23 protein-coding genes are annotated in these 25,450 nt (G+C 70.0%); 13 read left to right on the forward strand and 10 right to left on the reverse strand.

The genetic code is table 11. From position 1 onward, the window contains the following. The first annotated feature begins 73 nt into the window (after positions 1-73). The 4 genes from F4561_RS29915 (at position 74) to F4561_RS29930 (ending at position 4,396) form a co-directional block, all read left to right on the forward strand. A complete protein-coding gene (locus tag F4561_RS29915; protein ID WP_184585050.1) occupies positions 74-298 on the forward strand; it encodes a hypothetical protein in 225 nt (74 codons plus the stop codon). Positions 299-436: 138 nt separating this feature from the next. Further along, complete coding sequence (locus F4561_RS29920) at positions 437-2,140, forward strand: AMP-binding protein (protein WP_184585051.1); 1,704 nt, start codon at positions 437-439, stop codon at positions 2,138-2,140. After that, positions 2,137-3,261 (forward strand): CaiB/BaiF CoA transferase family protein, encoded by a 1,125-nt coding sequence (locus F4561_RS29925; protein WP_184585052.1) that lies wholly within the window; start codon positions 2,137-2,139, stop codon positions 3,259-3,261. The genes F4561_RS29920 and F4561_RS29925 overlap by 4 nt, the downstream gene beginning before the upstream one ends. A 157-nt stretch (positions 3,262-3,418) precedes the next feature. Next, the gene (locus F4561_RS29930) at positions 3,419-4,396 is read left to right on the forward strand and encodes an NADPH:quinone oxidoreductase family protein (protein WP_184585053.1); all 978 of its coding nucleotides are present in this window, start codon (positions 3,419-3,421) and stop codon (positions 4,394-4,396) included. Here the strand turns inward: F4561_RS29930 and F4561_RS29935 are convergent. Then, positions 4,383-5,138: a FadR/GntR family transcriptional regulator gene (locus tag F4561_RS29935; protein WP_184585054.1), complete on the reverse strand. Its 756-nt coding sequence runs from the start codon at positions 5,136-5,138 to the stop codon at positions 4,383-4,385. The genes F4561_RS29930 and F4561_RS29935 overlap by 14 nt on opposite strands. Positions 5,139-5,551: 413 nt before the next feature. Between F4561_RS29935 and F4561_RS29940 the strand changes: the two genes are divergently transcribed. After that, a complete protein-coding gene (locus F4561_RS29940; RefSeq protein ID WP_184585055.1) occupies positions 5,552-6,061 on the forward strand; it encodes a hypothetical protein in 510 nt (169 codons plus the stop codon). Between the two features lie 29 nt (positions 6,062-6,090). On the opposite strand, the gene F4561_RS29945 is transcribed toward F4561_RS29940, so the two are convergent. Further along, positions 6,091-6,765 (reverse strand): DUF1707 SHOCT-like domain-containing protein, encoded by a 675-nt coding sequence (locus tag F4561_RS29945; RefSeq protein ID WP_184585056.1) that lies wholly within the window; start codon positions 6,763-6,765, stop codon positions 6,091-6,093. A gap of 214 nt (positions 6,766-6,979) precedes the next feature. Then, positions 6,980-8,602 (reverse strand): long-chain fatty acid--CoA ligase, encoded by a 1,623-nt coding sequence (locus tag F4561_RS29950; protein WP_184585057.1) that lies wholly within the window; start codon positions 8,600-8,602, stop codon positions 6,980-6,982. Positions 8,603-9,144: 542 nt separating this feature from the next. On the opposite strand from F4561_RS29950, the gene F4561_RS29955 reads away from it, so the two are divergent. Further along, positions 9,145-10,815, forward strand: coding sequence for an immunity 49 family protein (locus tag F4561_RS29955; protein WP_184585058.1), 1,671 nt, complete (start codon positions 9,145-9,147; stop codon positions 10,813-10,815). Here the strand turns inward: F4561_RS29955 and F4561_RS29960 are convergent. Next, entirely contained in the window at positions 10,805-11,182 is a 378-nt protein-coding gene (locus F4561_RS29960; protein WP_184585059.1) for a hypothetical protein, read from the reverse strand. The genes F4561_RS29955 and F4561_RS29960 overlap by 11 nt on opposite strands. Then, entirely contained in the window at positions 11,175-11,486 is a 312-nt protein-coding gene (locus F4561_RS29965) for a hypothetical protein (protein WP_184585060.1), read from the reverse strand. Before F4561_RS29965 ends, F4561_RS29960 begins: the two co-directional genes overlap by 8 nt. Before the next feature lie 388 nt (positions 11,487-11,874). Here F4561_RS29965 and F4561_RS29970 point away from each other — a divergent pair, with 388 nt between their 5' ends. Together F4561_RS29970 and F4561_RS29975 are read left to right on the forward strand one after the other, a co-directional pair. Then, the gene (locus tag F4561_RS29970; protein WP_184585061.1) at positions 11,875-12,534 is read left to right on the forward strand and encodes a response regulator; all 660 of its coding nucleotides are present in this window, start codon (positions 11,875-11,877) and stop codon (positions 12,532-12,534) included. A gap of 86 nt (positions 12,535-12,620) precedes the next feature. Beyond that, the gene (locus F4561_RS29975; RefSeq protein ID WP_312885716.1) at positions 12,621-13,517 is read left to right on the forward strand and encodes a CPBP family intramembrane glutamic endopeptidase; all 897 of its coding nucleotides are present in this window, start codon (positions 12,621-12,623) and stop codon (positions 13,515-13,517) included. 63 nt (positions 13,518-13,580) lie between these two features. Here F4561_RS29975 and F4561_RS29980 read toward each other — a convergent pair whose 3' ends face one another. Then, entirely contained in the window at positions 13,581-14,519 is a 939-nt protein-coding gene (locus tag F4561_RS29980) for a helix-turn-helix transcriptional regulator (protein ID WP_184585062.1), read from the reverse strand. 114 nt (positions 14,520-14,633) lie between these two features. Between F4561_RS29980 and F4561_RS29985 the strand changes: the two genes are divergently transcribed. The 4 genes from F4561_RS29985 (at position 14,634) to F4561_RS30000 (ending at position 20,497) form a co-directional block, all read left to right on the forward strand. Further along, a complete protein-coding gene (locus F4561_RS29985; RefSeq protein ID WP_184585063.1) occupies positions 14,634-15,053 on the forward strand; it encodes a VOC family protein in 420 nt (139 codons plus the stop codon). 194 nt (positions 15,054-15,247) lie between these two features. Then, on the forward strand, positions 15,248-18,805 hold the full coding sequence (dnaE, locus tag F4561_RS29990; protein WP_184585064.1) for a DNA polymerase III subunit alpha: 3,558 nt from the start codon (positions 15,248-15,250) through the stop codon (positions 18,803-18,805). Between the two features lie 231 nt (positions 18,806-19,036). Continuing rightward, positions 19,037-19,909: a sigma-70 family RNA polymerase sigma factor gene (locus F4561_RS29995; protein WP_184585065.1), complete on the forward strand. Its 873-nt coding sequence runs from the start codon at positions 19,037-19,039 to the stop codon at positions 19,907-19,909. 114 nt (positions 19,910-20,023) lie between these two features. Beyond that, on the forward strand, positions 20,024-20,497 hold the full coding sequence (locus F4561_RS30000) for a carboxymuconolactone decarboxylase family protein (RefSeq protein WP_184585066.1): 474 nt from the start codon (positions 20,024-20,026) through the stop codon (positions 20,495-20,497). Between the two features lie 147 nt (positions 20,498-20,644). Here F4561_RS30000 and F4561_RS30005 read toward each other — a convergent pair whose 3' ends face one another. Then, a complete protein-coding gene (locus F4561_RS30005; RefSeq protein WP_221446388.1) occupies positions 20,645-21,490 on the reverse strand; it encodes a helix-turn-helix domain-containing protein in 846 nt (281 codons plus the stop codon). A 35-nt stretch (positions 21,491-21,525) separates the two neighbouring features. On the opposite strand from F4561_RS30005, the gene F4561_RS30010 reads away from it, so the two are divergent. Beyond that, positions 21,526-21,966, forward strand: a complete 441-nt coding sequence (locus tag F4561_RS30010; protein ID WP_184585067.1) for a DUF3224 domain-containing protein — start codon at positions 21,526-21,528, stop codon at positions 21,964-21,966. A 24-nt stretch (positions 21,967-21,990) separates the two neighbouring features. Here F4561_RS30010 and F4561_RS30015 read toward each other — a convergent pair whose 3' ends face one another. The 3 genes from F4561_RS30015 to F4561_RS30025 all read right to left on the reverse strand — a co-directional run bounded on the left by F4561_RS30015 (position 21,991) and on the right by F4561_RS30025 (position 25,380). After that, positions 21,991-23,229, reverse strand: a complete 1,239-nt coding sequence (locus F4561_RS30015) for a phospholipase D-like domain-containing protein (protein WP_184585068.1) — start codon at positions 23,227-23,229, stop codon at positions 21,991-21,993. Positions 23,230-23,383: 154 nt separating this feature from the next. Next, complete coding sequence (locus F4561_RS30020; protein WP_184585069.1) at positions 23,384-23,716, reverse strand: tRNA-binding protein; 333 nt, start codon at positions 23,714-23,716, stop codon at positions 23,384-23,386. A 716-nt stretch (positions 23,717-24,432) separates the two neighbouring features. Then, positions 24,433-25,380 (reverse strand): LysR family transcriptional regulator, encoded by a 948-nt coding sequence (locus F4561_RS30025; RefSeq protein ID WP_184585070.1) that lies wholly within the window; start codon positions 25,378-25,380, stop codon positions 24,433-24,435. Positions 25,381-25,450: the final 70 nt, after the last annotated feature.

Below are 25,450 nucleotides of genomic sequence, written 5' to 3' on the forward strand. Positions count from 1 at the left end.
TGGTGGCGCGTGCGACGGGGGCGGTGCGGGCGCGTGTGGGGGCGCACCCCGCACCGAAGGTGACCGTGGGGACATGTTCGGCGCCGAGAATGTCCTCTCGGTCACTCTCGCTGCGGCCCGCCGCCGGGCGGGAGCGCTGGCACCCGCAAAGGGACGGTTCCCGCAGAACCGGCGGGCCTTCGCCGCCCCCGTTGCGTGGGTCACCTCGGGCACCCGCAGCGACTACTGGGGGCTGGCCCATCCACCGTCCTCGCTGCTCTCGTCGGGCGCGCACCCATCCGCGACCAGCACCGGGTGAACGCCCCCCACCCAGGGCGCTCGCCCCCGACACACCGAAAATCCCGAAACATGGAAGCGCCCACGATCGCAGGAAGGAACGCGATCCTCATGATCGGCGCGATTAGACCGCGCAGTGTTGTGACCGAGGAGGAAACCGATGCCACCGCCCAAGCTCGTCCTGTCGGACACACTGGTGCACAACCCCGCACCGGGCCAGGAGCTGCCGCTGACCGACGCGGCGGTCGAGGAGTACCGCGCATCCGGGCTCTGGAGCGGCCGCACGCTGCGCTCGTTGCTGACTGACGCGGCCGCGCGTGCCCCTGAGGCGCCGGCGCTCGTCGGCCACCGCTCCGGCCAGCCGGGGCGGGAACGGCTCAACTACCGGGAGTTCGATGAGCGTGTGCGCGTGGCGGCCGACGCGCTCTCCCGGCTCGGGGTCCGAGAAGGGGACGCGGTGGCGGTGATGCTGCCGAACCGGGTCGAGTTCCCGATCCTGATCTTCGCCATCGCCGAGCTGGGTGCTGTCTATGTCGGGCTTCCGGTGGCCTACGGCCGGCGGGAGATGACGGCCATCCTCCGGCGGAGCCAGGCCCGGGTCCTGGTGACGGTGCCGTCCTGGCGCGGGAACTCCCCGCTGTCCCTGGCGCGCGAGCTCCGCCCGGAGCTGCCGGGGCTGCGCACGATCGCCGTGGTCGAGGACACGCGCGCAGCGGAGCTGGCCGAGGGCGAGGTGCGCTGGGCGGACCTGCCGGGCTCCGCGCGGCATGACCGCCCGGAGCCCTCCGCGAGCCGGCTGTGCCATCTCGGGTTCACCTCGGGCACGACGGGCGAGCCCAAAGGGGTGATGAACAACCACGAGGCGCTGATCGCGGTGCTGGAACGGTTCGTGGAGCACATGGGCGCCGCGACGTTCGGTGAACCGATCGTGCAGCTCGTGGCGTCGCCGATCGGCCACCACAGCGGGTTCCTGTGGGGGATCCTGATGACGGTGGAGCTCGGTGGCACCGCTGTCCTGGTCGACCGGTGGGACCCCGCCGAGGGATCCAACCTCATCCGGGAGGAGGGCGTGACCGCGATGGTCAACGCCCCCACATTCCTTATGGACCTGCTCGAAACCGACCTGGCGGGCGACCCCGGCTGCCCCCTGCGCACAGTCGTGCTGGCCGGGGCGCCGGTCCCGCGCGCCCTGCCGGAGACGGCGGGCGCCTCCCTGGGGGCTTTCGTCTGCCCGGCGTGGGGGATGACGGAGTACGGCATCGCCATCTCGTGCGCCCCGCACCTCCCGGAGCAGGCCCTGCGCACCGACGGCGTTCCGGTGCCAGCCGCGCAGGTGGCGGTCGTCGCCGACGACGGGACGGAGCTACCGCCCGGGGAGGAGGGCGACCTCCTTGTACGCGGGCCGGGGCTGTTCCTCGGCTATTACGGCCACCCCGACGAGACCCGCAAGGTGTTCACCGCCGACGGCTGGTTCCACACCGGCGACCGGGCGGTCCGCGGTACCGATGGCACGGTCGCGCTGCGCGGCCGGAGCAAGGACATCATCATCCGCGGGGGCGAGAACATCCCCGTCGCCGAGGTGGAGAACCTCGTCCACGCGCACCCGGACATCGTCAACGCGGCCGTCGTGGGCTACCCCGACGAGCGGCTGGGCGAGCGCGCCGCCGCGGTGGTGGTACTCCGCGAAGGCAGCCGCATGGAACTCGCGCAGCTCTGCGACTACCTGTTGAAACAGGGGTTGTCCAAGCACCATCTGCCGGAGCGGCTGGAGATCCGCGACGAGCTGCCCATGACGATGAGCGGGAAGCTGCGCAAGGCGGAGCTGCGCAAGCAGCTCGCGGCGGCGGGAGGCGATGCGGAATGAGCGAGACCGGCCTCCCACTCGACGGCGTGCGGGTGCTCGACCTGTCGACCCTGCTGCCCGGCCCGATGGCCACACTGCTGCTGGCCGAGGCCGGGGCGGAGGTCACCAAGGTCGAGCGGCCCGGACGCGGCGACGAGATGCGCGGCTACCAGCCGCGGCTGGGCGAGGACAGCGCCAACTTCGTGCTGCTGAACCGCGGCAAGGGCAGCGTGACCATGGACCTGCGCGACCCCGCGACGCGCGACGCCCTCCTTGACCGGGCGCGCGACACCGACGTCTGGGTCGAGCAGAACCGGCCGGGCGTCATGGACCGCCTCGGCCTCGGCTACGCCGACGTGAGCGCGGTCAACCCGGCGATCGTCTATTGCTCGATCACAGGGTACGGACAGCACGGCCCCGACGCCGGCCGGGCCGGCCACGACCTGAACTACCTGGCGGAGTCCGGGCTGCTGGGAGACGCGGTGGACCGCAACGGCGCGCCCCACCTGCCGCCAACGGTGATCGCCGACATCGCCGGTGGAAGCTACCCCGCTGTGCTCAACATCCTGCTCGCCCTGATGCGCCGCGACCGCACCGGGCGCGGCGTCCACCTGGACATCTCGATGACGCACAGCCTGCAGACGCTGGCCTACAGCGCTGTGGCGACGCGGGCCGGCAGCGGGAGCTGGCCCGAGGCCGGCCGCGGCCTGCTGACCGGGGGGAGTCCGCGCTACGCGATCTACCGCACCGCCGACGACCGCTTCCTGGCCGCCGCTCCCCTGGAGCAGCGCTTCTGGGAGCGCTTCGCCGCGCTGGTGGGCCTGCCCGCCGGCGACCAGGACGAGACGGGGCGCGAACAAGAGGTTCTGGACGAGGTCGCACGGCTGGTCCGCGCCCGGACCGCCGCTGAGTGGGAGCGGACCTTCGCGGGTGAGGACGTCTGCTGCTCGGTCGTGGCCACCTTCGCCGAGGCGGAGGACGCACAGCGCCTGCGGTCGGACCCCGAGTACCGGGTGGCCGGCGCGGGCGGCCCGGACGCTCCCGCGCTCGGCGTGCCGCTCGCGCCCGAGCTGCGGCACGCACCGGGAACGCGCCGCGCACCCGCGTTCTCCGATCCGGCGCCCCCGGAGAGGCCTGCTTAAGGGCACCCGCCGGTTGCGGCAATGGGGCAAAGCGAGGGGGTGCCCCATCGCCGCAACCCGCGCGAGCCGGGCGGAAACCCACGAGACTCCACGGCGCCGTGGAAAGGGTGGAACGCTCACGATCGGCGGTGCGTTCGAGTGAAGGAGAGCTGAGGACATGCGCGCAGTACAGGTGACATCGTTTGGCAGTCCACCCGAGCTGGCGGTGGTGGAGCTGGCGGATCCGCGGCCGGATGCGGGAGAGGTGGTGATCGACACCCGAGCGGCCGGGGTCAACTTTCCCGATCTGCTGGTGACGGGCGGTACCTACCAGAACCTGCCGCCACTGCCGTTCGTCCCGGGCAAGGAGCTGGCCGGGGTTGTCACCGCGGTCGGCCCCGACGTGCGCACGCCCGGGGTCGGGACCCGCGTGGCGGCGCAGGTCGAGCACGGGGCGTTCGCCGCGCGCGTCGCGGTGCCGGCGGCCAACGCCGTTCCGGTTCCCGACGGCGTCGACGACGACACCGCCGCCGCTATGGGGATGGGTTACCTCACCGCGCACTTCGCCCTGGCCCGTCGGGCGGCCCTCCGGGAGGGGGAGGATGTTCTGGTCACGGGGGCCAACGGCGACGTGGGGAGCGCGGCTGTGCAGCTCGCCGCGTACCTCGGGGGCCGGGTGATCGCCTACGCCCGGTCCGAGGAGTATGCCGACCACCTGCGGCGCGCCGGGGCGAGCCACGTGCTCACCGGCGACGCGGGCACGCTGCGCGACCGGGTCCGCGAGCTGACCGGTGGCGCGGGCGCGGGGGTGGTCATCGAGACCGTCGGCGGGGAGGTCTTCCGCCAGGCGCTCCGGTGTGTGGCCTGGGAAGGCCGGTTGGTCGTGTGCGGATTCGCCGGAGGCGAGGTGCCCGCGGTGCCCGCGGGGCACGTCCTGGTCAAGAACCTCGCGGTGCTGGGGTTGCAGGTCTCCGACTACCGGGACCGGGAGCCCGAGACGATGCGCAGAGTCCAGGGCGAGCTGATGACCGCGGTCGGCGGGGGGCGGATCGGCGTCCCCATCGCGGCCCGCTTCCCGCTGGGGGAGGTGGCCGGCGCGCTGGAGTTCGTCCGCAAGGGGCGCCGGTTCGGGAAGGCGGTCCTCAGTCTTCGCTGAGCTCCTCGTTCTGGGGCCCGGGCTCCTGCGGGGCGCTGAAATGCGCTCGCAGGTACGAGAGGTGCTCGACCACGGCGGCCTCCGCCGCGTCGGGATCGTGGGCGGCGATGGCCCGGACGATCTCGCGGTGCTGGCGCACCGTCGCCCGCCCCACCTCGGGAGAGAGGTCGAGGTAGTGCACGGGTTCGGTCTCGCGGTGCAGGGCGTGCACGAAGCCGGCGAGCACCCGGCTACCCGAGGCGTCGGCGATGGTGGCGTGGAACTGCGCGTCGAGGTCGGGGACGTCGGGGTCGTTGACGGTGGTGTTCTTCTGCCGCTGCACGATCGCTTCGAGCGTCTCCAGGTGCTCCTCTGTGCGGTGCTCGGCGGCCAACCGGGCCGACGGCACCTCAAGGTACTGCCGCACCATGGCCACCTCCTCCCAGCGGAGGGTCCCGAGCTGCAGCAGGTTGTGCAGCGACTCCTGCAGCAGGTTTCCCAGGGAGCGGTGGTCGATGCTGCGCACGAAACTACCGCCGCCGGCACCCGGCACCTTCTCGATGAGGTTCTGCGAGTTCAGGGTGCGCAGCGCCTCGCGGATCGTGGTGCGGCTCACGTTGAACTGGCGGGACAGCTCCGCCTCGGACGGCAGGCGTTCGCCGCTCTGCAGCTCACCGGAGAGAATCGTCGCGCGGATCTGTTTCTCGACCTGCTCACGCGGTCGGAGCACCTTCTCGCCGATGACCCGGCCATCGCCTTTCATGAACCTGGTCTCCCTTGTGTCGTCCCTGGGTCCGTCCGGCTCCGGCAGCAGCGGTCGCGCATGCCGTGCGTGTCGAACCACGGCCACGGCTGTCAGAGCGCCGGGGTTTCCGCCTGGTAGCGCGGCCGCGCGTCTGGCTCCTGCGCCGTATCGCGAGCCGCTGACACACACCAACGCAGTCGAAAATAGTATCCCTGTTTATTGTAGGACAATATACGGTACGTGGCAACGGAGAAACACCCTGCCTCATGGCCGTTTGCGGCCAGCGGGCACGACCCGTCCGCAGCCGGCCGAGGGGACGACGGACCGCGCGAGGACGTCTAGGATCGCAGTCTGGCCGCTGGGCTGGCTGGGCTGGACCACTCGGCGGCGGGCCCGCCAGCACCCCGAGCGAAAGCTGAGGAACGACCGGCATGTCCTCTGGAAGCTCCTCGATCACCCAGCATTACGTCTTCACGCACATACTGCTGCGCAACGCCGTCCTCAGTAAGGGAAGCGACTTTCCCCACCTGGTCGAGAACCAGACGTTGCACCGCCTGCTCGCCACCGAGTGGCAGAACGCCGCCGAGGAAGTCCCGGTCGAAGCGCGGTGCGTCGACGACCCGCCGACCGCCACCGGCCACCAGATCCCCGGGCACGACGTCGTGCTGATCACCATGCCGCCCCCGAAGGCACCGACCGAAGCCTACTTCGCCGCGGTCACCGTGCGCCGGACGGACCTGCAGGTCCGCTACCTGCTCCTCGAACACTCGCTGGACGTCTCCGCCCTCCTCGGCCTGCCATCGGACGACGGTCCGCGCTCGGTGATGGCGGAATGGCGGCTCGACAGCACCTCACAGGAACCTAGCCACGTCAACTTCGGGGACCGCCCCGTACTGCCAGCCGACACATTCCTCGCGGAGGTCGAGCGGCTGCTCGGTTAGGACCGGCGGGTGCTGTTCGCCGCCGGCGGCTACGCGCCGCGCGAGCGGAGACGGTGCCACCACCGCTTCCGCTCCGGCTTCTGGTGGTCGCGCGGCTTGTACAGGCCCCAGACCGACCCCATGAGCGAGATACCCGTGACGGTGACAATCGGAGCCCCGGCCGGCACTGTCTCGACCGGGTCGCCGTCAAGCCAGTACCCGCCCATGACGCCTGCCCCCTCGACGCGCAGAACGATGTCGTCCGGCGCGATGACCTCGACCGCGCCGGCGAGCGAGTGGGCCTGGATCGTGGTTTCCCGCGCTGTGAACCGTGCCTCGCGCAGGTCGACCGTGACCGCTCCGAAGAGGCTGGCCGCCGAGAATTTCCGGGGCACCACCCACCGTCCCGTCCGCTCCGCCCCGGAGAGGACTGTCAGAGCGTTCCTGCTCGTCGGCTCGGCCTCGACCACCCGCTCGGCACCATGAATGGGGCGCGGCGCACCGTGAGCGCGCTCCACCGACGAGCGCTCCGGCAGATCGGCCAGCAGCGGCGCCAGTTCCCCGCGAGTCTTTGCGCCGTACACGGCGTCGAGGCGGTCCTGGTGCTCAGCGGGATCGAGCCGCCCCTCGGCGAACGCCTCACGCAATGTGGCGGCGACGGTATCCCTCTCGGTGTCGGAGATCCGCAACTGGCCGGGCTGGGGGCTGCCGTTGTGCTCGTCCATACTGCCCAGTATCGAAGGATGGACGGCCCGCGGCCACCGGGGAAATCCCTGAGCTTTCCCTGGCGTCGCGCGGGGGTACGGGATGACGCGGCTACCGCTGCGGGGATCCGCGCGGCCCGCAGCATGCTCGCCGCGCACGCATCGGGTGCGGGCACGAGGGGCCTCCCACCCGCGAACGGCCGCGGGCGGGGGCGTGCGCGGCGGCCGGTGGCGCTCAGACGCTGCTGATGTCGAGCTCACCCTGGGAGTGCGAGGTGCGCAGCCGCTTCTTGTCGAACTTGCCGACGCTGGTCTTGGGCACCTCGTCGATGAACGTCCAGTGCTCGGGCAACTGCCACCTGGCGACCTTGTCGGCCAGGAAGTCGCGCAGCTCGCGCCCGGTTACCTGCTGCCCCTCGGCCAGCACCACGGCGACCAGCGGCCGTTCGTCCCACTTCTCGTCCGGCACGCCGATCACCGCGGCCTCGACCACGGCCGGGTGGCTCATCACGTGGTTCTCCAGGGCCACCGAGGAGATCCACTCACCGCCGGACTTGATCACGTCCTTGGTGCGGTCGGTAAGGGTCAGGAAACCGTCGGGGCTGATCGTGCCGACGTCCCCGGTACGCAGCCAACCGTTGTGGAACTTCTCCGGGTCGGCGTCGCCGTAGTAGGACTCCGCGATCCACGGTCCCCGGACCTCCAGCTCGCCCACTGCCTCGTTGTCCCACGGCAGTTCCGCACCGCCTTCCCCCACCAGCCGCGCGTGCACCGCCGCGGGGAAACGGCCCTGCGTGTAACGGTAGGCCCACCGCTCCTTTCCGGTGGTCCCCGCTGGGGGCCGGGCGACGCTGCCCAGCGGCGACGTCTCCGTCATGCCCCACGCGTGCAGCACCGGGACACCGTAGTTCTCGTCGAAGGCGTGCATGAGCGAGGGCGGCGCCGCGGACCCGCCGACGACGACCTCGCGCAGGTGCGAGATGTCCTGCGGGTTCGCTTCGAGGTGCTGGAGCAGCCCCTGCCAGATGGCGGGCACCGCCGCGGCGAAGGTCGGCCTCTCAGCCGCCAGGAGCTCCGCGATCGGGCCGGGTTGCAGGAACCGGTCGGGCATGACCAGCGAAGCGCCGACCATCAGCGCGGCGTAGGGCAGGCCCCAGGACATCGCGTGGAACATGGGCACGATCGCCAGCGCGGTGTCCTCCTGGGCCAGGCACATGCCGTCGCTCATACAGACCTGCGTCGAGTGCAGCCAGATCGACCGGTGCGAGTAGACGACACCCTTCGGATCCCCCGTGGTACCGGACGTGTAGCACATCGCCGCGGCGGAACGCTCGTCGACGTCGGGCCAGTCGAAGACGTCCGGCTGCGCCGCCAGCAGATCGTCGTAGGAGTGCACCTCGACGCCGCTCGGCGCCTCCAGGACACTGGCATCGCCGCCGGTCACGATCACGTGCTCGACGGTCGGCATGGCCGGGAGTTGCTTGGCCAGCAACGGCGCGAGAGTGCCGTCGACCAGGACGACCCGGTCCTCGGCGTGGTTGACGATATAGACCAGCTGGTCGGGGAACAGCCGGATGTTGAGTGTGTGCAGCACCGCCCCCATCGACGGGATAGCACAGTAGGCAACCATGTGCTCGGCGTTGTTCCACATGAACGTGCCGACCCGCTCGTCCCCGGTGACACCGAGCCCGCGCAACGCGTTGGCCAACCGTGCGGAGTCGCGCCCCACCTCAGCGAAGGTCGAGCGGCGCACGCCCGTTCCGGTCCACGTGCGGATCTCACTGGCCGCGTGCGTACGGCTGCCGTGCCGCAGCAGGTTGCCGATCGAAAGACTTCCGTCCTGCATCGTGCTCAGCATGGTCGCTCCCTTGGGGGTTGTTCAGGAGTACTGGAATCGCTCTGAGGTCTGCTCCCGGCGCGGCACCGCGAGCCCGCTCCCCCTGCGCACTGTGTCCATGGCCCGCGTGACTCGCCCCGCTCCTGAGGTTCCCGCCGGCGCGGAGGGCCATGCCGCCAACGGTGGAGCGATGAGAATCGCCCGGTCCGCGGCGCTACGGGGGCGCGGACCGGGTCGGCGGCCTGCTCCGCGGCCGTGCTCGTCGCGGGAGCCGGAACTGCTCATGGCGCCTCCCTTGGCAGCCGTGCACCTGCCTATCGCGCGTGCCCGGGCACGGCGGCACGAGCCATCGCACTGGCACAAAGGTAACGTGACCCACACCATAGGCAATGGTTCCGGATACCGGGTGAGGCCGCGGATCTGTACAATTCCCTTCCTGCGACGGCGCCCCGAGGTCCCGCGATTGCGCGCGGTAACGGACACCATCCCGGTGGCCGGCACGTCGCATCCGGGAAAAGCCAGGCGTATCGCGCTGATTGGACGTCGCAGGAAGGCGGGGCCAGGTGCGTATCTTCCGGCACAGTGTGGGTGCGGATCGGTTGCGCGCGGCCACCGACGACTTCGCCGCCCGGGTTTCCCGCGAGGTCGACCGCCAGCGGTACGCCAGCCGGACCTCGGCCGACTGGTCCGTGGTCGCCACCTACCTCCTCGACTACGCGGGCGCACGCTCGGTGGAACGCCCCGAGCTGGACCGCGATATCCGGACGGCGGTGTACTCGGCGGCCGAGGCGTACGTCGGAGCCGTCGCGCTCGGCGGGTACTCGCCGCACCGGGCCGCGCGCGTGTTCCTCTCCTACACCAACACCGGAGTCTCCTACGCCGCCGAGCCGGCCGAAGAGCACGGAAGCACGCCGCGCCTCGCGCCCGCGGACTGGATGGCAGCGCTGTACCTGGTGGTCATCGCGGGCGCCGAGTGCAGGCACGCGGTCACGTTGCTGGAGACGACCGCCGCCACCTCGTTGTCGTCCGAGGAACTGGCGTTCGCCGATCACGTTCTGGACGAGCCGGCGAACCGGGAGACCGTCCCGGCCGCGCCCGCGCGGGTCCTCGATCGCCTGGACAACGCTCGCACCGGCGGCGAGTCGGAGCTCGGCACCGCCCTGCGCGCGCTGGTCAAGCGGGACCGCGACGAGTTCTGGACGGCGCTCGGCGCGATGCTGGCCACCCACCGCGGCAACCACGGCGACGACCCGCCACCGCGCAGCCTGCTGCCGCTCGCGCCCATCGCGCTGGCCGCGCTCGCGGTGCGCAACGAGGGATGGGACCTCGCGATCGACTCCGCCTACCTGCCCGCCAAGCTGGTGACCGGCAACGCGTCGGGGGAACGCGCGAGGACCGCCCCCACTCTCGGGCACCCGGCCCGCGTCGAGCGCCCGTGTCTGCACGTCCCGGCCCAACACCTGGCGTTCCTCGATGAGGGGGCCAACGGGGAGATCGAGCACGCGGTGAGCTCGCGGGTACAACTGGACCTGCTGCCGCAGACGCTGGCCTGGACCATGGACCAGCAGATCCGCCGGTTCCGGTTGCGCTCGGCGCACGACCCGGATGGGCGCGACCCGCGGCAGCGCGCGGCCATCGCCATCGCGTCGCAGAGCGGTGCGGCGATCTTCCGCGTCGCGACCGCGCCCGGCGAACACGTCGACGTGACCATCGGACACGTCACCGCGCCCTTGCGGCGCACCGGCCACACGACCGATGCCAGCGGCCTGAACTGGCGAACAGCGGTGTGCGCCGCACTGCTCGTCGATGACGTGCGGTCACTCGACGCGCTGGTCACGCTGCACCCCCGGTACTTCGCCGCTGAGCACACCCTCGATACCTTCCGGTACTACCGCGACGCGCTGCACGACTACCTGCGAGGCGCGGACGCGACCGCCGCAGCGGACCGCGCGCTGTGGGCCCGCGAGCGCGCCGCCGCCAGCAAGCCGGACATGCTGACGCCTCCCGCGGCCCTGTTGTCGCAACTCGTGGCCGGCGACCCCGGCGGCTTCGCGCACACCCTGGTCGAGGAGCTGGAGGAGCACCGCGACCACTTCACGGCCGCTGACAACGCCGATGATCCCGCCCAGCTCGTCAACCTCGACATTCTCGCCCTGGCCCGGCACGCCACAGCAAAGGGATGGCCCCTACCGGTGCGCTCCGGCTACCTACCGGAGGCGTTCCTCACCCGCTGACCAGCCGCGAGCGAGGTCGGGGGCGGCCGCCCATGACTACCGCGTGTGGTCCAGGAAACACCGGTGCGCGCCGCTCTACAGAGGAGGCGGTATCCAGAGCTTCCGGCAACTGGTTCCAACCCAGCCATGTCACCTGTACAACGACCGCACGCTCGCCGCGTACATCCGTCAGGTAGGTGAGCATGAGCCGTCCTTCTTCCTGGACACGCAGCCCAGGAGTCGCGCCGGTGAAGGACGCGCCCTCGGGATAGACCATCGACTCCCGCACCGCGATCTCCCTGGCAAGACGCTCCACCGCATCGACGGCCTCGGGAGGAAGCGCGTCGAGAAGGTCATCTGGGTCGTGCTCCCAATGCCAGTCAGCCACCCTCGACCTCGCGGTGGGCGGCGCGAACGATATCACCGGCTTCCCGAACTGCCCGCGCCCTGATGTCGGCGTCCGGGCTGTCCAAGGACTGTTCGGCCGCGTGCAGACGCTGGGCCGTTCGCGGCCACCGTTCGATGGCGACGGTCGCCCCCCATCGGCGATAGAACATCCGGATGGGGATAACACTGTCCTCCTCACCGGCCCGGGTGAACGCCTGTTGCATTTCCTCGTAGAACTCGGGAAGACGAGTTGGGGCAACCGTGGCCACGGCCTTACGGAGAGCAGGAAGCGTCAGCTTCGGCATCGGAACCAATGGCTCCTCACCGTCGCAACGCTGAACGGGCTCAGTGCTCGTAGCAGAGAGACTAGCGCGCTCCCGTCTCTCCGGCAGCGGAAACGGCGACGGTGGGCGGTTTCTCCTTCTGGTCAGTCACCGGGTCACGCACTGCCGTGCTCCTGGGAGTCGCGCAGTTCCAGGGCCGAGGCCCAGAGCCGGGTGAGCGGCTGCACGGTGGACGCGGGGCGAAGCCGGGGCGTTGTCGACCGTGTCGCGAGCGCGTCGCCACCGACCGGCGGGCGGCCGGGAGCTGATCGGCTCGCGCGAGTGAGGGAGTCTCGGGGGCGGTAACCTGCACACGGCGCCGGGTGCACGGTGCGCATCCGGGCACCGACACGACGGAGGGGACCGCCCAGTGATCCGGCTCGTGCTCGCCGACGACGAGCCCGCCATCCGCGCGGGCGTCCGCGCGATCCTCACCAGTGACCCGGAGATCGAGGTCGTCGCCGAGGCGGCGGACGGCCGGGAGGCGGTCGAGACGGTGCGCCGGTACCGGCCCGACGTCGCACTGCTGGACATCGGCATGCCGCGGCTCGACGGGCTTGCGGCCGCGGCCGAGCTGCGGCGGGCCGTGCCGGACACCGCTGTCGTCATCCTGACCGTGTTCGGCCACGACGCCTACATCGCGCGGGCCCTGGCCGACGGCGCGAGCGGCTTCCTGCTCAAGTCGGGCGACCCCCGCGAGCTGACCGCTGCCGTGCACGCGGTGCGGGGCGGCGCCGCCTACCTGTCACCCGCGGTCGCCCACCGGGTCATCACCGAGCTGCGCGACGACGGCATGGGCCGGAGGGCGGCGGCCCGCGAGCGGGCCGGCCGGCTCACCGACCGCGAGCGCGAGGTGCTGGCCCTGCTCGGCACCGGCCAGTCCAACACCCAGATCGCCCGCGCCCTCCACCTGGTCGAGGGCACCGTCAAGGGGCACGTCAGCGCCATCCTGGAGCACCTGGGCGCCGCCAACCGGGTCGAGGCCGCCATCGTCGCCTACGAGGCCGGCCTGGTGGAGGGCGCGTCGTAACCCGGCCTTCCACTACCCCGATGGTTCGCGGATCGGGTCGCACACAAGAAGACAGGAGCAGCGCGAGAATGCCCTAACCTGTGCGCGTGCTCGATGAGACGCGGGCGCCTTCGCGCCGCCGCACCCTGGCCCTCACCCTCCTCGCCACCGGCCTCAGTCTGATCGCGGGCGCCGCGCTCTGGCTGTTCCTGACCGGTGAGGCCGATATCCGGTACTCCGCGGATCACGACGAGACCGTCCCCATGTGGACCCGTTGGGTACCGCCTCTGGTCGGCATCCTGCTCATCCGGTTGATCCCGCCGACCCGTTACGCGGGCACACGGGAACTTCTCGCCGGGCAGACGACCAGGCGGCGCGTTCCCTACACGGAAGCGCTCGTCCTCGCGGGGCTGGCCGTCCTCTTCGCCGCGGCGCTGCGCGGGCTCGGCGGGGGAGAGCCCGCGCACACGCTACTGAAGTTGTCGCTTCTCCTGGCCGCGCCCCTGGTGCTGTTCTGGTGGCTGCGCCGGTCCGGGACGGCATGGGCCGCGGGAGAGCAAAGGCCAGAGCCCTGGAACCGGTGGGCGCCGGCGATCCCCGTCATCGCCTGGTTCGCGCTCAGCTACACCGGGCCTTTCGCCATGCCGTACAGCGACTACGCCTCCACAGTGGACGTGCCGACGCTGCTGGTGACCATCATCGTCGTCTTCCTCGTCAACAGCCTCCTCGAAGAGGTGTTCTACCGGCGGTGGCTGCAGACCCGGTGGGAGGCCGTTCTCGGCGCCTGGCCCGCCATCGTGCTCACTTCGCTGCTCTGGGCCTCCTGGCACGTGGGCATCCAGGGAGGAGGCGACCTCTCCGTGGATCTCGCGTCCACATTCGTCAACCAGGGGGTCACAGGGCTCTTCCTCGGCTACCTGTGGAGCAGGTACCGCAGGATGTGGCCCCTCCTCGTCGTGCACGGCCTGATCAACTCGGCGGCGATCCTCCTCGGCCTCCTGTGACACCGGGTCGGCCGCGATGCCGCGGATCCGGGCCGCGGCCTGGTGCACCGGTCCCGCCGGCTGCTACCGGGCCGCGGCCGCGCAGCGGTCGCCAATAGCCAGTAGAGCCTCGCGCAGCTCGGGCGGGTCGAGGACAGTGAAGGGGACATCGAGGCTGAGGAGGAAGACGGCGAGGTCGTGCAGCGCCGGTCCGCCGGTCTCCAGCACCCCGTCCTGGTGGAGCAGGCCGGCGGCCGGGGGCAGCAGCTCTCCGAGCCGCTCCAGTGGGGCGTGCAGGCGCACCCGGGCCTGGTGTTTCCAGGCCCGGGAACCAGCGCCGCGCACGACGTGCGTGCCGGCGTCCCGCGGAGGGTCGCGCGGGGCGAACCGGGGGCCGTTGGGGGTGCGCAGGCCGATGCGGTCGACGCGGAAGGTGCGCCAGTCGGCGCGGGCGGTGTCCCAAGCCAGCAAGTACCAGCGGTGCCCGGTGTGGACGAGCCGGTGCGGTTCGACGGTTCGGGCACTGGCCGCTCCGTCGTGCGAGCGGTAGTCGAAGCGCAGCCGCTCGTGGTCGCGCACGGCCGCGGCGATCGCGGTGAGCGTCCCCGAGGCGACCATGGGACCGCGTCCGGTGACCGAGACCGTGGCCGTCCGCAGTGCCTCGATCCGGTGGCGCAGTCGCGGCGGCAGCATCTGCTGGAGTTTGGCGATCGCGCGTAGTGCGGACTCCTCGATGCCCGTCACTGTGCCGCTCGCGGCGGCGTGCAGGCCGAGAGCCACCGCGACCGCCTCCTCGTCGTCGAGGAGCAGCGGCGGCATGGCCGTGCCGGCTCCGAGCCGGTAGCCGCCCGCGGCGCCGGGAGTCGCGTGGATCCGGTAGCCGAGGTCGCGCAGCCGCTCGATGTCGTTGCGGACTGTTCTGGTGGTCACGGACAGCCGCGCGGCGAGTTCGGCCCCCGACCAGTCGGGGCGTGCCTGGAGCAGGGACAGCAGACGGAGCAGCCGCACCGAGGTTTCCCACATTCTTCGAGTCTGCCAGCCATCGCGGAAAGGAAGGTTCCGCAATACCCCCTAGCTTTCTGCGCAACGCACCGGCCGCACGGGCCGGGACCGCGGAAACCGAGAGGATGGCGGGTCATGCTGCGCGGATTCAGCACCATCAGCTACTGGGCGGCCGACATCGAGGCGGCGAAGAGGTGGTACACCGAGCTGCTGGGCATCGCGCCGTACTTCGAGCGCTCGGGGCCGGACGGGCGGCTCGCCTATGTCGAGTTCCGCGTCGGGGACTACCAGGACGAGCTCGGCCTGATCGACCGGAGCTACGCGCCAGAGGGCGCGGCGGCCGATCCCGGCGGCGTGGTCATGCACTGGCACGTCGACGACGTGCGGGCCACCCTCGACCGGCTGCTGTCCATGGGGGCCGAGCCGTACCAGGAGCTGACCCAGCGCGAGGCGGGGTTCGTCACCGCGTCCGTGGTCGACCCGTTCGGCAACGTCCTCGGCCTCATGTACAGCCCGCACTATCTGGAGGTTCTGGGGGCGGCAGGGGAGGCGTGATCCGCGGCGGGACGCGGCCGCCACCGGCGAGTCCCGGTGGCGGCCGCGCGGTCACTCTGGACGCCAGCACCCCTCGGGAGTCGCGTGGCGCCATTGAACCGGGCTTCCCGAGGTCAGAGAGTGTCTGGTGGTGGCAGAGTTAGGCTATGAACCACTCTTAGCTGACCCGACCTCTTTCGGAAAGACGAGCAGCCGTGGCCGATTCCTTTGTTCATCTGCATGTGCACACCGAGTACTCGATGTTGGACGGCGCCGCGAAACTGCAGCCGCTGTTCGGTGAGGCGGCGCGGCAGGGCATGCCCGCGGTGGCGATGACCGACCACGGGAACATGTTCGGTGCCTACGAGTTCTGGCAGCAGTCCCAGGGCAGCGGGGTCAAGCCGATCATCGGTATCGAGGCGTACGTGGCACCGGAGTCGCGGTTCCACAAGCAGCGGGTGCGATGGGGGCGCGGGAACTCCGACGAGAACTCCGAAGGCGGCAAGGACATCTCCGGCGGCGGCCGCTACCTGCACCTGACGATGTGGGCGCGCAACGCCACCGGGCTGCGCAACCTGTTCCGCATGTCCTCACTCGCCTCGATCGAGGGGTACTACGGCAAGCCCCGCATGGACCTGGAGCTGATGAGCCAGTACTCCGACGGGGTGATCGTCTCGACCGGGTGCCCGTCGGGCGGGGTCCAGACCCGGTTGCGGTTGGGGCAGGAGAAGGAGGCTATCGAGTACGCCTCCACCCTCAAGGACATCTTCGGCCCCGACTCCGTGTTCCTGGAGCTCATGGACCACGGCATCGACATCGAACGGGATGTCCGCCAGGGGCTGCTCAAGGTCGGCAAGGAGCTCGGGCTGCCCCCGCTGGTCACCAACGACTCGCACTACGTCACGCAGGACCAGTCGCAGGCCCACGACGCGCTGCTGGCCGTGGGCGTCGGCAAGAACCTCGAAGACCCCAGCCGGTTCCGGTTCAACGGCGACGGCTACTACATCAAGTCCCCCGACGAGATGCGGGGACTGGTGAACCTGGACGAGTGGGCCGAGGGGTGCAAGAACACCCTGATGCTCGCCGAGCAGATCGAGGACAACGCCTACGACGAGGTGTTCGCGCACCGCGACCTGATGCCCCGTTTCCCGGTGCCCGAAGGCCAGAGCCAGGCGTCGACGCTGCGTTCCGAGATCGAGCGGCTGATCCCCACCCGCTACCCCGATGGGCCCAGCGACGACGTCCGCGAGCGCATCGACCACGAACTCAACATCATCAACGAGATGGGCTTCCCGGCCTACTTCCTCGTGGTCTCGGACATCTGCCAGTACGCCCGCAACAACAGCATCGCGCTCGGCCCGGGGCGCGGGTCGGCGGCCGGCTCGATGGTGGCCTATGTTCTGGGCATCACCGACCTCGACCCGATCCAGCACGGGCTGCTGTTCGAACGGTTCCTCAACCCGGAACGCGTCACCATGCCCGACATCGACCTCGACTTCGACGAGCGTCGGCGCGGGGAAATGATCGACTACGTCACCGACCTGTACGGCGAGGAGCGGGTCGCCCAGATCCTGACCTTCGGCACGATCAAGGCCAAGGCCGCGGTCAAGGACGCCACCCGCATCCACGGTTTCCCCTACTCGCTGGGCGACCAGATCACCAAGGCGTTCCCGCCGGCGGTCAGCGGCAAGGAGATCCCGCTGGAGGCCGTGGAGGACGAAAACCACGAGCGCTACGCCGAAGCGGTGGAACTGCGCACCCTGATGGAGAAGGACCCCCAGGTCAAGAAGGTGTTGGAGACCGGTCGGGGCATCGAGGGGCTCACCCGCGGCACCGGGGTGCACGCCGCTGGGGTGATCCTCTCGGCCGAGCCACTGCTGGACGTGGTTCCGGTGCACAAGCGCGACACCGACGGCGCCATCATCACGGGCTTCCCATTCCCCGAGTGCGAGGAAATGGGCCTGCTGAAGATGGACTTCCTGGGGCTGCGCAACCTCACGATCATCGATGACGCGATCCAGAACGTGAAGTCCAACGAGGGCATCGACATCGACTGGTCGAACATCGGCTTCGATGACGCCAAGACCTACGAGCTACTGTCGCGCGGCGACACCCTGGGTGTCTTCCAGCTTGATGGAACCGCGATGCGCACGCTGCTGCGGCGGATGCACCCCAAACAGTTCTCCGACATCGTCGCCGTGAACGCGCTGTACCGGCCGGGCCCCATGGCCGCCAACGCGCACAACGACTACGCCGACCGCAGCAACGGCCGCCAGGAGGTCACTCCGCTCTCCACCGAGCTGCACGACGCGCTCGACCCGATCCTCTCGGAGACCTACCACCTGCTGGTCTACCAAGAGCAGATCATGGCGATCGCCCAGCAGCTGGCCGGCTACAGCCTGGGCGGGGCGGATCTGATGCGCCGCGCGATGGGCAAGAAGAAGAAGGAAGCGCTGGAGAAGGAGTACTCCAAGTTCCAGGCCGGGATGCTGGAGCGCGGGTTCAGCCAGGAGGCCATCAACACCCTGTGGGAGGTCATGCTCCCCTTCTCCGGCTACGCCTTCAACAAGTCGCACGCCGCCGGCTACGCCATCCTGAGCTTCCGCACCGCCTACCTCAAGGCGAACCACCCCGCGTCCTTCATGGCGGCGCTGCTCACCTCGGTCAGCGGCGACAAGGACAAGATGGCGGTGTACCTGGCCGAGTGCCGCAAGATGGGGATCCGCGTTCTGCCTCCCGACGTCAACGACTCGGGATTGCGGTTCTCCGCGGTCGGCTCCGACATCCGGTTCGGCCTTGGGGCGGTGCGCAACGTCGGCGGCAACGTGGTCGAGTCCATCATGCGCACGCGCCAGGAGAAGGGCGCGTTCACGTCCTTCGTGGACTTCCTGTCCAAGATCGAGCTGACCGCGTGCAATAAGCGCGTCGTCGAGTCGCTGATCAAGGCCGGCGGGTTCGACTCGCTGGGCCACCCGCGCAAGGACCTGTGCGACCACCACGATCACGCCGTCGACGCCGTGATCAGCGCCAAGAAACAGGAAGCCATGGGCCAGTTCGACCTGTTCGGCGGCGCGGGCGAGGCGGAGCCGGCCGCGCCGCTCGGCCTCAACATCACCTGGACCGACACCGAGTGGGACCGCAAGCAGAAGCTGGCACTGGAGCGCGAGATGCTCGGGCTCTACGTCTCCAGCCACCCGCTGGCCGGTGCGGAGCGGATCCTCACCCGCTCCCGCGACGCGACGATCCTGGAGATCAACTCCGGCGAGCGGCGCGACCGCTCCGAGGTGCAGATCGCCGGGCTCATCTCGGCCGTGGAGAAGCGGATCAGCAAGCAGTCCGGAAACCCGTGGGCGAAGGTCACCGTCGAGGACATGGACGCCTCCATCGACACCCTGTTCTTCGCCGAGTCCTACACCCTCTACGCCGACGTCCTCACCGAGGACACAGCGGTGTCGATCAAGGGCCGGGTGAAGGAGCGCGAGGGCGAGTACTCCATCCAGGCCATGGAGCTGACCCTGCTGGACATCAGCCACGTCTCCGAGGGCCCGCCGCCCATGCTGCTGAGCGTGCCCGAGAAGCGGCTGACCCGGGACCTGGTGCACGACCTCAAGCAGGTGCTGCGGAGCCACCGCGGGGAGACCCCGCTCACGATCCGGGTGAACAACCCGGTCAAGTCCCGCGTCTACGAGGTTCCCGACTACCCCGTCCAGGTGGGTCCCGAGCTCGCCGGCGAGATCAAGTCGCTCCTCGGAGCCGAGGCCATCACGTACTGACCCGTTCCCCATGCCCCGCGGAACCGACCAGTAGTACTTCATTGGGTGCCCGTGTGGGCTGTGCGCCGATTTCGGGCCGCGTTCCTCCCGGCGCGAAGCGCCCGGACTCGGCGCACACCTCGCGAAGTACCGCAGTCGCGCCCGAAAGCTCTCGGTCCGGTCGAAACCCGGTCACATCCACGCCGGATGATCCGTCGTGGTGGGAGAACCCCGGATCGAAGGGAATCGACGATGAACGAGGACCAGTGGCTGGCGGGACACTTCGAGGAGAACCGGCCGCGTCTCGAAGCCGTGGCCCACCGGATGCTCGGCTCGGCCAGTGAGGCCGAGGACGCCGTTCAGGAGACCTGGCTGCGTCTTGCCGGCACCCGGGCCGACGACATCGACAACCTCGCCGGATGGCTCACCACCGTTGTCGGTCGAGTGTGCCTGGACCAGTTGCGCTCACGCCGGTCCCGCCGCGAGCGGCCCATCGCCGAGTTCGGACACGAGACTGCCACGCTGCGCAGCCCCATCGGCGATCCGGAAGCCGAATCGGTCCTGATGGACTCGGTCGGCCTGGCGCTGCTGGTCGTGCTGGACACCCTCGACCCGGCCGAACGGCTGGCCTTCGTGCTGCACGACACGTTCGCCGTCCCCTTCGACGACATCGCCCGCATCCTGGACCGCACTCCCGCGGCCTCCCGCCAGCTCGCCAGCCGCGCTCGTCGGCGCGTGCAGGGCACCCGCGACTCGCTGGACGTCGACCAGAAGCGGCAGCAGGCGGTCGTCGAGGCGTTCCTGAGCGCCGCCCGTACAGGCAACTTCGACGCACTGCTCGCCGTCCTCGATCCGGACGTCGTCGTCCGCACCGACGCCGGTTCCACCAGCGACTTCCGCCACGGCGCGACCGAGGTCGCCAGTAGCGCGATCACCTTCGCCACCATCACTGGCGCCCACCACTGGGTCCTGGTCAACGGCAAGGTCGGCGTCCTCGCAGGCGATGCCTCGCTGTCGACTCGGCTACTCACCTTCACGGTCACCAGCGAGGTGATCAGCGAACTCGACGTGATCACCGACCCTGCGGTTCTCCGCGATCTCGAACTGGTCCTGCTCGACAACTGATGCCGGGCATCTCATCCTCCGTATGTGGTGTGCCTCACACGCCGCAGGCTGTCACACCAACCCGGCCCGTTCCGTCAATGCAGTGCAATTTGTCGGATCGGTAAGGAGAGCACCATGGACGCTCGTCTCAACACCTTCGAGAACCCTGTCACCTCCAAGGTCCTCAGGCATCTCATCTCCGCGGGCAAAGTCGTTGGGGAGTCGGCGCTGCCGGCCGCGACCCGGGAACTGGTGAACATCCGTGCCAGCCAGATCAACGGATGCGGTTTCTGCCTCGACATGCACACCAAGGACGCCGCGCAGGCGGGCGAAACCTCGGTGCGCCTCAACCTTGTGGCGGCCTGGCGCGAGGCCACGGTCTTCACCGAGGCTGAGCGCGCCGCGCTGGAACTGGCCGAGCAGGGCACGCGCCTGGCCGACGCGGCCGGCGGTGTGTCCGCCGAGGCATGGGAGAACGCCGCCAAGCACTTCGACGAGGACCAACTGGCCGCGCTCGTGTCCCTCATCGCCCTGATCAATACCTGGAATCGCCTGAACGTCATCACCCAGCTGCCCGCCGGCGACTACCAGCCCGGCCAGTTTGGATGATCGCCCGAGGCCATGACCGAACCCGGGGTCTGACAGGCCCCGGGTTCGGGGGACATCCGTCCTCCATCCGCGCGCCGGCCCCGGGTTCGGGAGCGCAGCCGGACCATGACGGTGCGGGCGAGGGCGGCCGCAGTCGCCGAACGGACACTAGGCGCCGGGCATGCGCTGGTAGGTGGCCGGCGGTGTGCCGACCACCTGGGTGAACACCCGGGTGAGATGGGCCTGGTCGCTGAACCCGAGCCGGGGGGCCAGCGCGGACCAGTCGACCGGCTCACCCGCGTGCGCGGCGGCCGCGGCTTCGAGGATGCGGAAGCGCCGCACGATCCACTTCGGGCCGATCCCGACGTACTCGGCGAACGTCCGCTGCAGACTGCGCAGGCCAAGGCCGGCGTGCGCGGCGAGCTGCTCGGCGCGCACGATGCCGGTTCGCTGCCGGGCCTCCTCGACCAGCGCCGTGACCTCGCGGGCGGTCGCGTCCGGCTCGGGGACGGTGTCGAGCAGGTACCGTTCCAGGTCCGCGACGACCTCGGCCGTCTCAGGGGCGGGCCGCAGGATCCGCGCCGCCACCGGGCGGTCGTCGCGGCCGAGGACGTCGGCTCCCGGCCGCACCAGCCCGGAAAGAGCGCTCACGCTCCCCTTGAGCAGTGGGCGGAACCCGCCGGGATGGAACGCCGCCCCGAGCACGTGGCCGGTGCCGGTGAGCGTGCGGAAGAACGGTTCGCGGGTCACCCCGTGCACCAGGAGCCGGCCGTCCTCGGCCGCCACGTGCAGCCGCGGCTGCGGGATGACCTGCTGGCGGTGCGGCTCCCCGGTCCGCCACCGCACCAGCCAGTAGTAGTCGACGAACTCCGCCAACGCGGCGGACGGGGCGACGCGTTCGACGTCGAACGGCCGATCGCCCGCCTCCGGGCGCACGATCGCCTCCGGGTACCCGCGCAGCGGCTCCATGCGCTCCAGCATAACCAGCACGCCGGTGACGTCGCGTTTCTTCAAGACCGGCCCCGAACCGGGGGCCTAACGTCCATGGCATGAGTTACCCACACAAGGCGACCAGCACGTTCAACGTCACGTCCTGGTCCGAGAACCTCGTCACCGACATCGACGGCACGGGCACCACGGCCGGGGACGCCTACTACCCGGATAGGGGCGTAACCCGGGCCGACGTCACGTACGCCTACACCGGCGAGATCGAGGGCACCGGCACGGTGGCCTACCTGATCAGCTACAAGAGCGACGCCGCACCCGTTCTCGCGTTCGAGCGCTTCGAGGGATCGATCGCGGGCCACGAGGGAACCTGCCTGTTCCGGCACGTCGGAACGCAGGACAAGGGGTCGGTGTCCGTGCGCCTGGAGGCCGTCCCGGGAATGGGCACCGGCGGACTGGAGACCCTGCGCGGCGAGGCGGACGTGGCCATCAACGGGCACAGCGAGGACGGCTACCCGCTCACGCTCTCCTTCGACGTGAGCTGACGCCGGCGGGCGCGACCGCGCCGGTCACAGCAGAGGGCGCAGCGGCAGCAGGGCCAGTTCGCCGAACCGGGCCCAGATGGGCCGCTGCCGCCACTCCTCCTCGGTCAGCAGCCGTGCATTGGTGCAGTCGTTGGCGAAGGCGCGCTCCAGGTGGGCCGCGACACCGGTGTCGATGATCTCCACGTTGATCTCGTAGTTGCCCATGAGGCTCAGCCGGTCGAGGTTCGCGGTGCCCACCGTGCTCCACTTCCCGTCGACCGTGGCGGTTTTTGCGTGCACCATGGCGTCCTCGAACAGCCAGAGCCGCACGCCGGCGCGCAGCAGGGCGGAGAACCCTTGGCGCGACAGCCAGTCGGCGATGACGTGGTTGGACCGCTCCGGGAGCAGCACGTTCACGTCCACCCCGCGCCGCGCGGCGGCGATCAGGTTCTCAACGATCTCCTGGTCCGGCAGGAAGTACGCCTGCGTAATGCAGATGCGCTCCCGGGACCGGTCGATCGCCTCCAGATACATCGCCCGGATCGGGAAGATGAGCTGCTCGGGGACGTTGCGGTAGGCGCGGACGTGCGCGTTCCACGGGGCGGAGCCGATGTGGTCCAGCAGGGGGTGGGCGCTTCGGCGGTTGGCGTTCCAGAAGTCGACAAACGCGTTCTCCAGCTCCCACACCGCCGGCCCGGCCATCCGCAGGTGGGTGTCGCGCCACCGGGTGGCGTACATCTCTCCCACGTTGTAGCCGCCGACAAATCCGATCTCCCCGTCGACGGTCAGGATCTTGCGGTGGTCGCGCCCGGACTTGCGGATGTTCAGCAGCAGCAGGCCGGGGCGGAACGCCGGGTAGCGCAGGACGCGCACCGACGGCGGGAATCGGAAGAATGAGCGCGGCACCACGAGGTTGGCGAAACCGTCGTAGAGCACGCAGACCTCGACCCCGCGTTCGGCGGCCTCGATCAGGGCGCTCTTGAACCGCTGGCCCACAACATCGCCCTTGACGATGAACGACTCGAACAGCACCCGCTGGCGCGCGCCCCGGATGGCGTCGAGCATGTCGCGGTAGAGGTCCTCACCGTAGGTGTAGGTGGTGACCGTCGTCCCCGCTACCTCGCTCACCTGCGGATCCGTCCGGGGAAAGCGCGTACGGAGGGGGCGCAGGCGCTTGCGCCAACTGTCGACGCCCACCAGAACGACGATCACGGTGACGTGGGCTGCGAGCAGGGCAAGCACAGCGCGCTTGAGCACACGGACGACCGTGCCCCTGCGCTCCATCGTTGTCGCCTCCCGTTTCCGACCCCTTCTCCAGGGCTCGCCACCACGCTATCCCGTGCGGGCGGGGTTTCTGGAGTACCCGACCGGGACAACGCGGACGCGCCGAAAACGGACAGCGATACCGTACGGCTGCGGGATTCGGGCTTCTTCGAGCCTAGGAAACCCGCTCGCCCAGCGTGACTTCCGAATCGGGCCGCAGCAGAACGGTCCCGGAATCCTCGCAGACCACCGCGAGCACGAGGACCTCGGAGCTGAAACCGGCCACCTTCTTCGGCGGGAAGTTCACCACCGCCGCGACCTGCCGCCCTTTCAGACTCTCCAGGTCGTAGTTCTCGGTCAACTGCGCGGAACTGTTCTTGACCCCCAGTTCCGCGCCGAAGTCGATCCGCAGCTTATAGGCGGGCACCGAAGCCTTGGCGTTCGGCTCAGCGTGGACGATCCTGCCCACTCTGATGTCAAGCTCCAGAAAATCCTCGAACGTCGCCACTGTCCCATCCGAACGTACTCTCGCGGCCCGGCTTTTCCCCATCCCGAACCTGCGCCGGGAAAACAGGCTCGAGAACGCGGATACGCACCACGCGCCCGCGGAAACCAGCTACTCACCTTACCCGGGCCGGAACCCCTGGCAACGGGCCGGGGATCGTGCTGGGATTGGGGCGACGTCGCGGAGCCCCCGCCGTCGGACCCGAGACACAGGAACCCCCTATGTCGATCGTCGAGATTCTCACCGCCGTGGCGTTCCTCGTGTTCTCCGACAACACCACCGAGACGGTCGACCTGGGCGTGTTCGACGACCCCCTCTAGCCGGATGCTCCCCGGCGTGCCTGCTCATGGCGCGGCGCCGCGCACGCTGAGTACGGTCGGTCGCCAGTGGCCGCGGTGCCCGTATCCGCGGTGACAACGCCTGCCGCGGTGCCCTGCTCTATGATTCCGTCGAGCTTCGTCTTGGCCTCTCCCAGCTCGGCTATCCGCACCGCGATTCGGTCGCGCTCGGTCATGAACTGGTTGAGCGTGCCCAGGCCCTGCCTGCCTCTTGACGGGCCGGACCGGCTCGCCGTCCCCCGAGTAGCGCGGGGTGGCCCGCTCGCCGGGTCCGGTGGGCGGGGACGGAAGAACCGGCGGCCGAAGGGCCACCCCCAGGCACCGGGGACCAAGCGGTGGCTGGTGCGCCATTCATCGCGGACCTGTCCGGCATCGGCCGGTTCACTGCGGCGCCGCGGTTCCCTGGTCCTCAGGGCGCGGGGCGCCGACCTCCTTGGCGACGTCGCTCAGGAACCCGCGCAACCAGGCGTGCCCCGGATCGTGGCGGTGGCTCGGGTGCCACCAGAAGCCCTCGACCAGCGGCGCGGCCCGGAACGGGCACTCCAGGATCCGGAACCCGCCCAGCGGGAGCAGCTTGCGGGCCAGGCGCTCCTGGAGCAACGCGATGCGCTCGCTGCCGGCCACGAGCAGCGGAACCGAGAGGAAGCCCTCGACCGTGACCTCGATATGCGGTTCTATGTCGAGCATGTCCAACTGTTCGACGGCGGAGGCGTAGGAGGTGGGCCGCCGGTAGGTCACCACCCAGGGCAGGCGGCGCACGTCGTCCATTGTCAGGCGGTCGCCGATGGAGTGGTTGTCCTCGGCGGCGACGCAGACCCAGCGGTCGTGGAAGAGGTCCACGGCCGGCTGGTCGGTGATGAAGCCGTGCGGCATGAGCATGCCGTCGACGGAGCGCAGCGTCGTGTCGATGTCCTCGACCGCCGGCGTGCTCATCTGCGGGAACCGCAGCCGCACCCCGGGAGCGCGCTCGCGCATGGCCTCGCTCAGGTTCGGGTTCAGCACGGCGAGCGGGTAGTCCGACGTGATGATCGTGAACTCGCGCTGCGAGGTGGCCGGGTCGAACCCCGCCTGGGCCGTGAACACCCGCTCGACGACGTGGCAGGCCATCTCGGTCTGGCCGCTCAGCTCGCGCCCGAGGGTGCTCAGCTCGAAGCGGTTGCCGACCCGGACGAGCAGCTCGTCGTCGAAGTGCCGGCGCAGCCGGGCCAGGGCGGCACTCATGGCGGGCTGGCTGAGCCCGAGCCGCTCCGCGGCACGGGTGACGTTGCGCTCCTGCAACAGCGCGTGCAGTGCGACCAGCAGGTTCAGGTCCAGGTTTGCGAGGTTCACCGGGCATTCCTTATTTACGTGATGAATACCAGGGATGCTATCTATCTATTTCCTTGATTGTGATCCAGCC

The sequence above is a fragment of the Lipingzhangella halophila genome, from assembly GCF_014203805.1.
GTDB lineage: Bacteria > Actinomycetota > Actinomycetes > Streptosporangiales > Streptosporangiaceae > Lipingzhangella > Lipingzhangella halophila.

Excerpts from the sequence above, each read along its gene's own strand:
- F4561_RS30000 (WP_184585066.1), top strand. The coding sequence starts at position 20,024 with ATGGACGCTCGTCTCAACACCTTCGAGAACCCTGTCACCTCCAAGGTC.
- F4561_RS29950 (WP_184585057.1), bottom strand. The coding sequence starts at position 8,602 with ATGCTGAGCACGATGCAGGACGGAAGTCTTTCGATCGGCAACCTGCTG.
- F4561_RS29965 (WP_184585060.1), bottom strand. The coding sequence starts at position 11,486 with ATGCCGAAGCTGACGCTTCCTGCTCTCCGTAAGGCCGTGGCCACGGTT.
- F4561_RS29925 (WP_184585052.1), top strand. The coding sequence starts at position 2,137 with ATGAGCGAGACCGGCCTCCCACTCGACGGCGTGCGGGTGCTCGACCTG.
- F4561_RS29995 (WP_184585065.1), top strand. The coding sequence starts at position 19,037 with ATGAACGAGGACCAGTGGCTGGCGGGACACTTCGAGGAGAACCGGCCG.
- F4561_RS30010 (WP_184585067.1), top strand. The coding sequence starts at position 21,526 with ATGAGTTACCCACACAAGGCGACCAGCACGTTCAACGTCACGTCCTGG.
- F4561_RS29920 (WP_184585051.1), top strand. The coding sequence starts at position 437 with ATGCCACCGCCCAAGCTCGTCCTGTCGGACACACTGGTGCACAACCCC.
- F4561_RS29915 (WP_184585050.1), top strand. The coding sequence starts at position 74 with ATGTTCGGCGCCGAGAATGTCCTCTCGGTCACTCTCGCTGCGGCCCGC.
- F4561_RS30015 (WP_184585068.1), bottom strand. The coding sequence starts at position 23,229 with ATGGAGCGCAGGGGCACGGTCGTCCGTGTGCTCAAGCGCGCTGTGCTT.
- F4561_RS29945 (WP_184585056.1), bottom strand. The coding sequence starts at position 6,765 with ATGGACGAGCACAACGGCAGCCCCCAGCCCGGCCAGTTGCGGATCTCC.
- F4561_RS29930 (WP_184585053.1), top strand. The coding sequence starts at position 3,419 with ATGCGCGCAGTACAGGTGACATCGTTTGGCAGTCCACCCGAGCTGGCG.
- F4561_RS29940 (WP_184585055.1), top strand. The coding sequence starts at position 5,552 with ATGTCCTCTGGAAGCTCCTCGATCACCCAGCATTACGTCTTCACGCAC.
- F4561_RS29935 (WP_184585054.1), bottom strand. The coding sequence starts at position 5,138 with ATGAAAGGCGATGGCCGGGTCATCGGCGAGAAGGTGCTCCGACCGCGT.
- F4561_RS29980 (WP_184585062.1), bottom strand. The coding sequence starts at position 14,519 with ATGTGGGAAACCTCGGTGCGGCTGCTCCGTCTGCTGTCCCTGCTCCAG.
- F4561_RS29985 (WP_184585063.1), top strand. The coding sequence starts at position 14,634 with ATGCTGCGCGGATTCAGCACCATCAGCTACTGGGCGGCCGACATCGAG.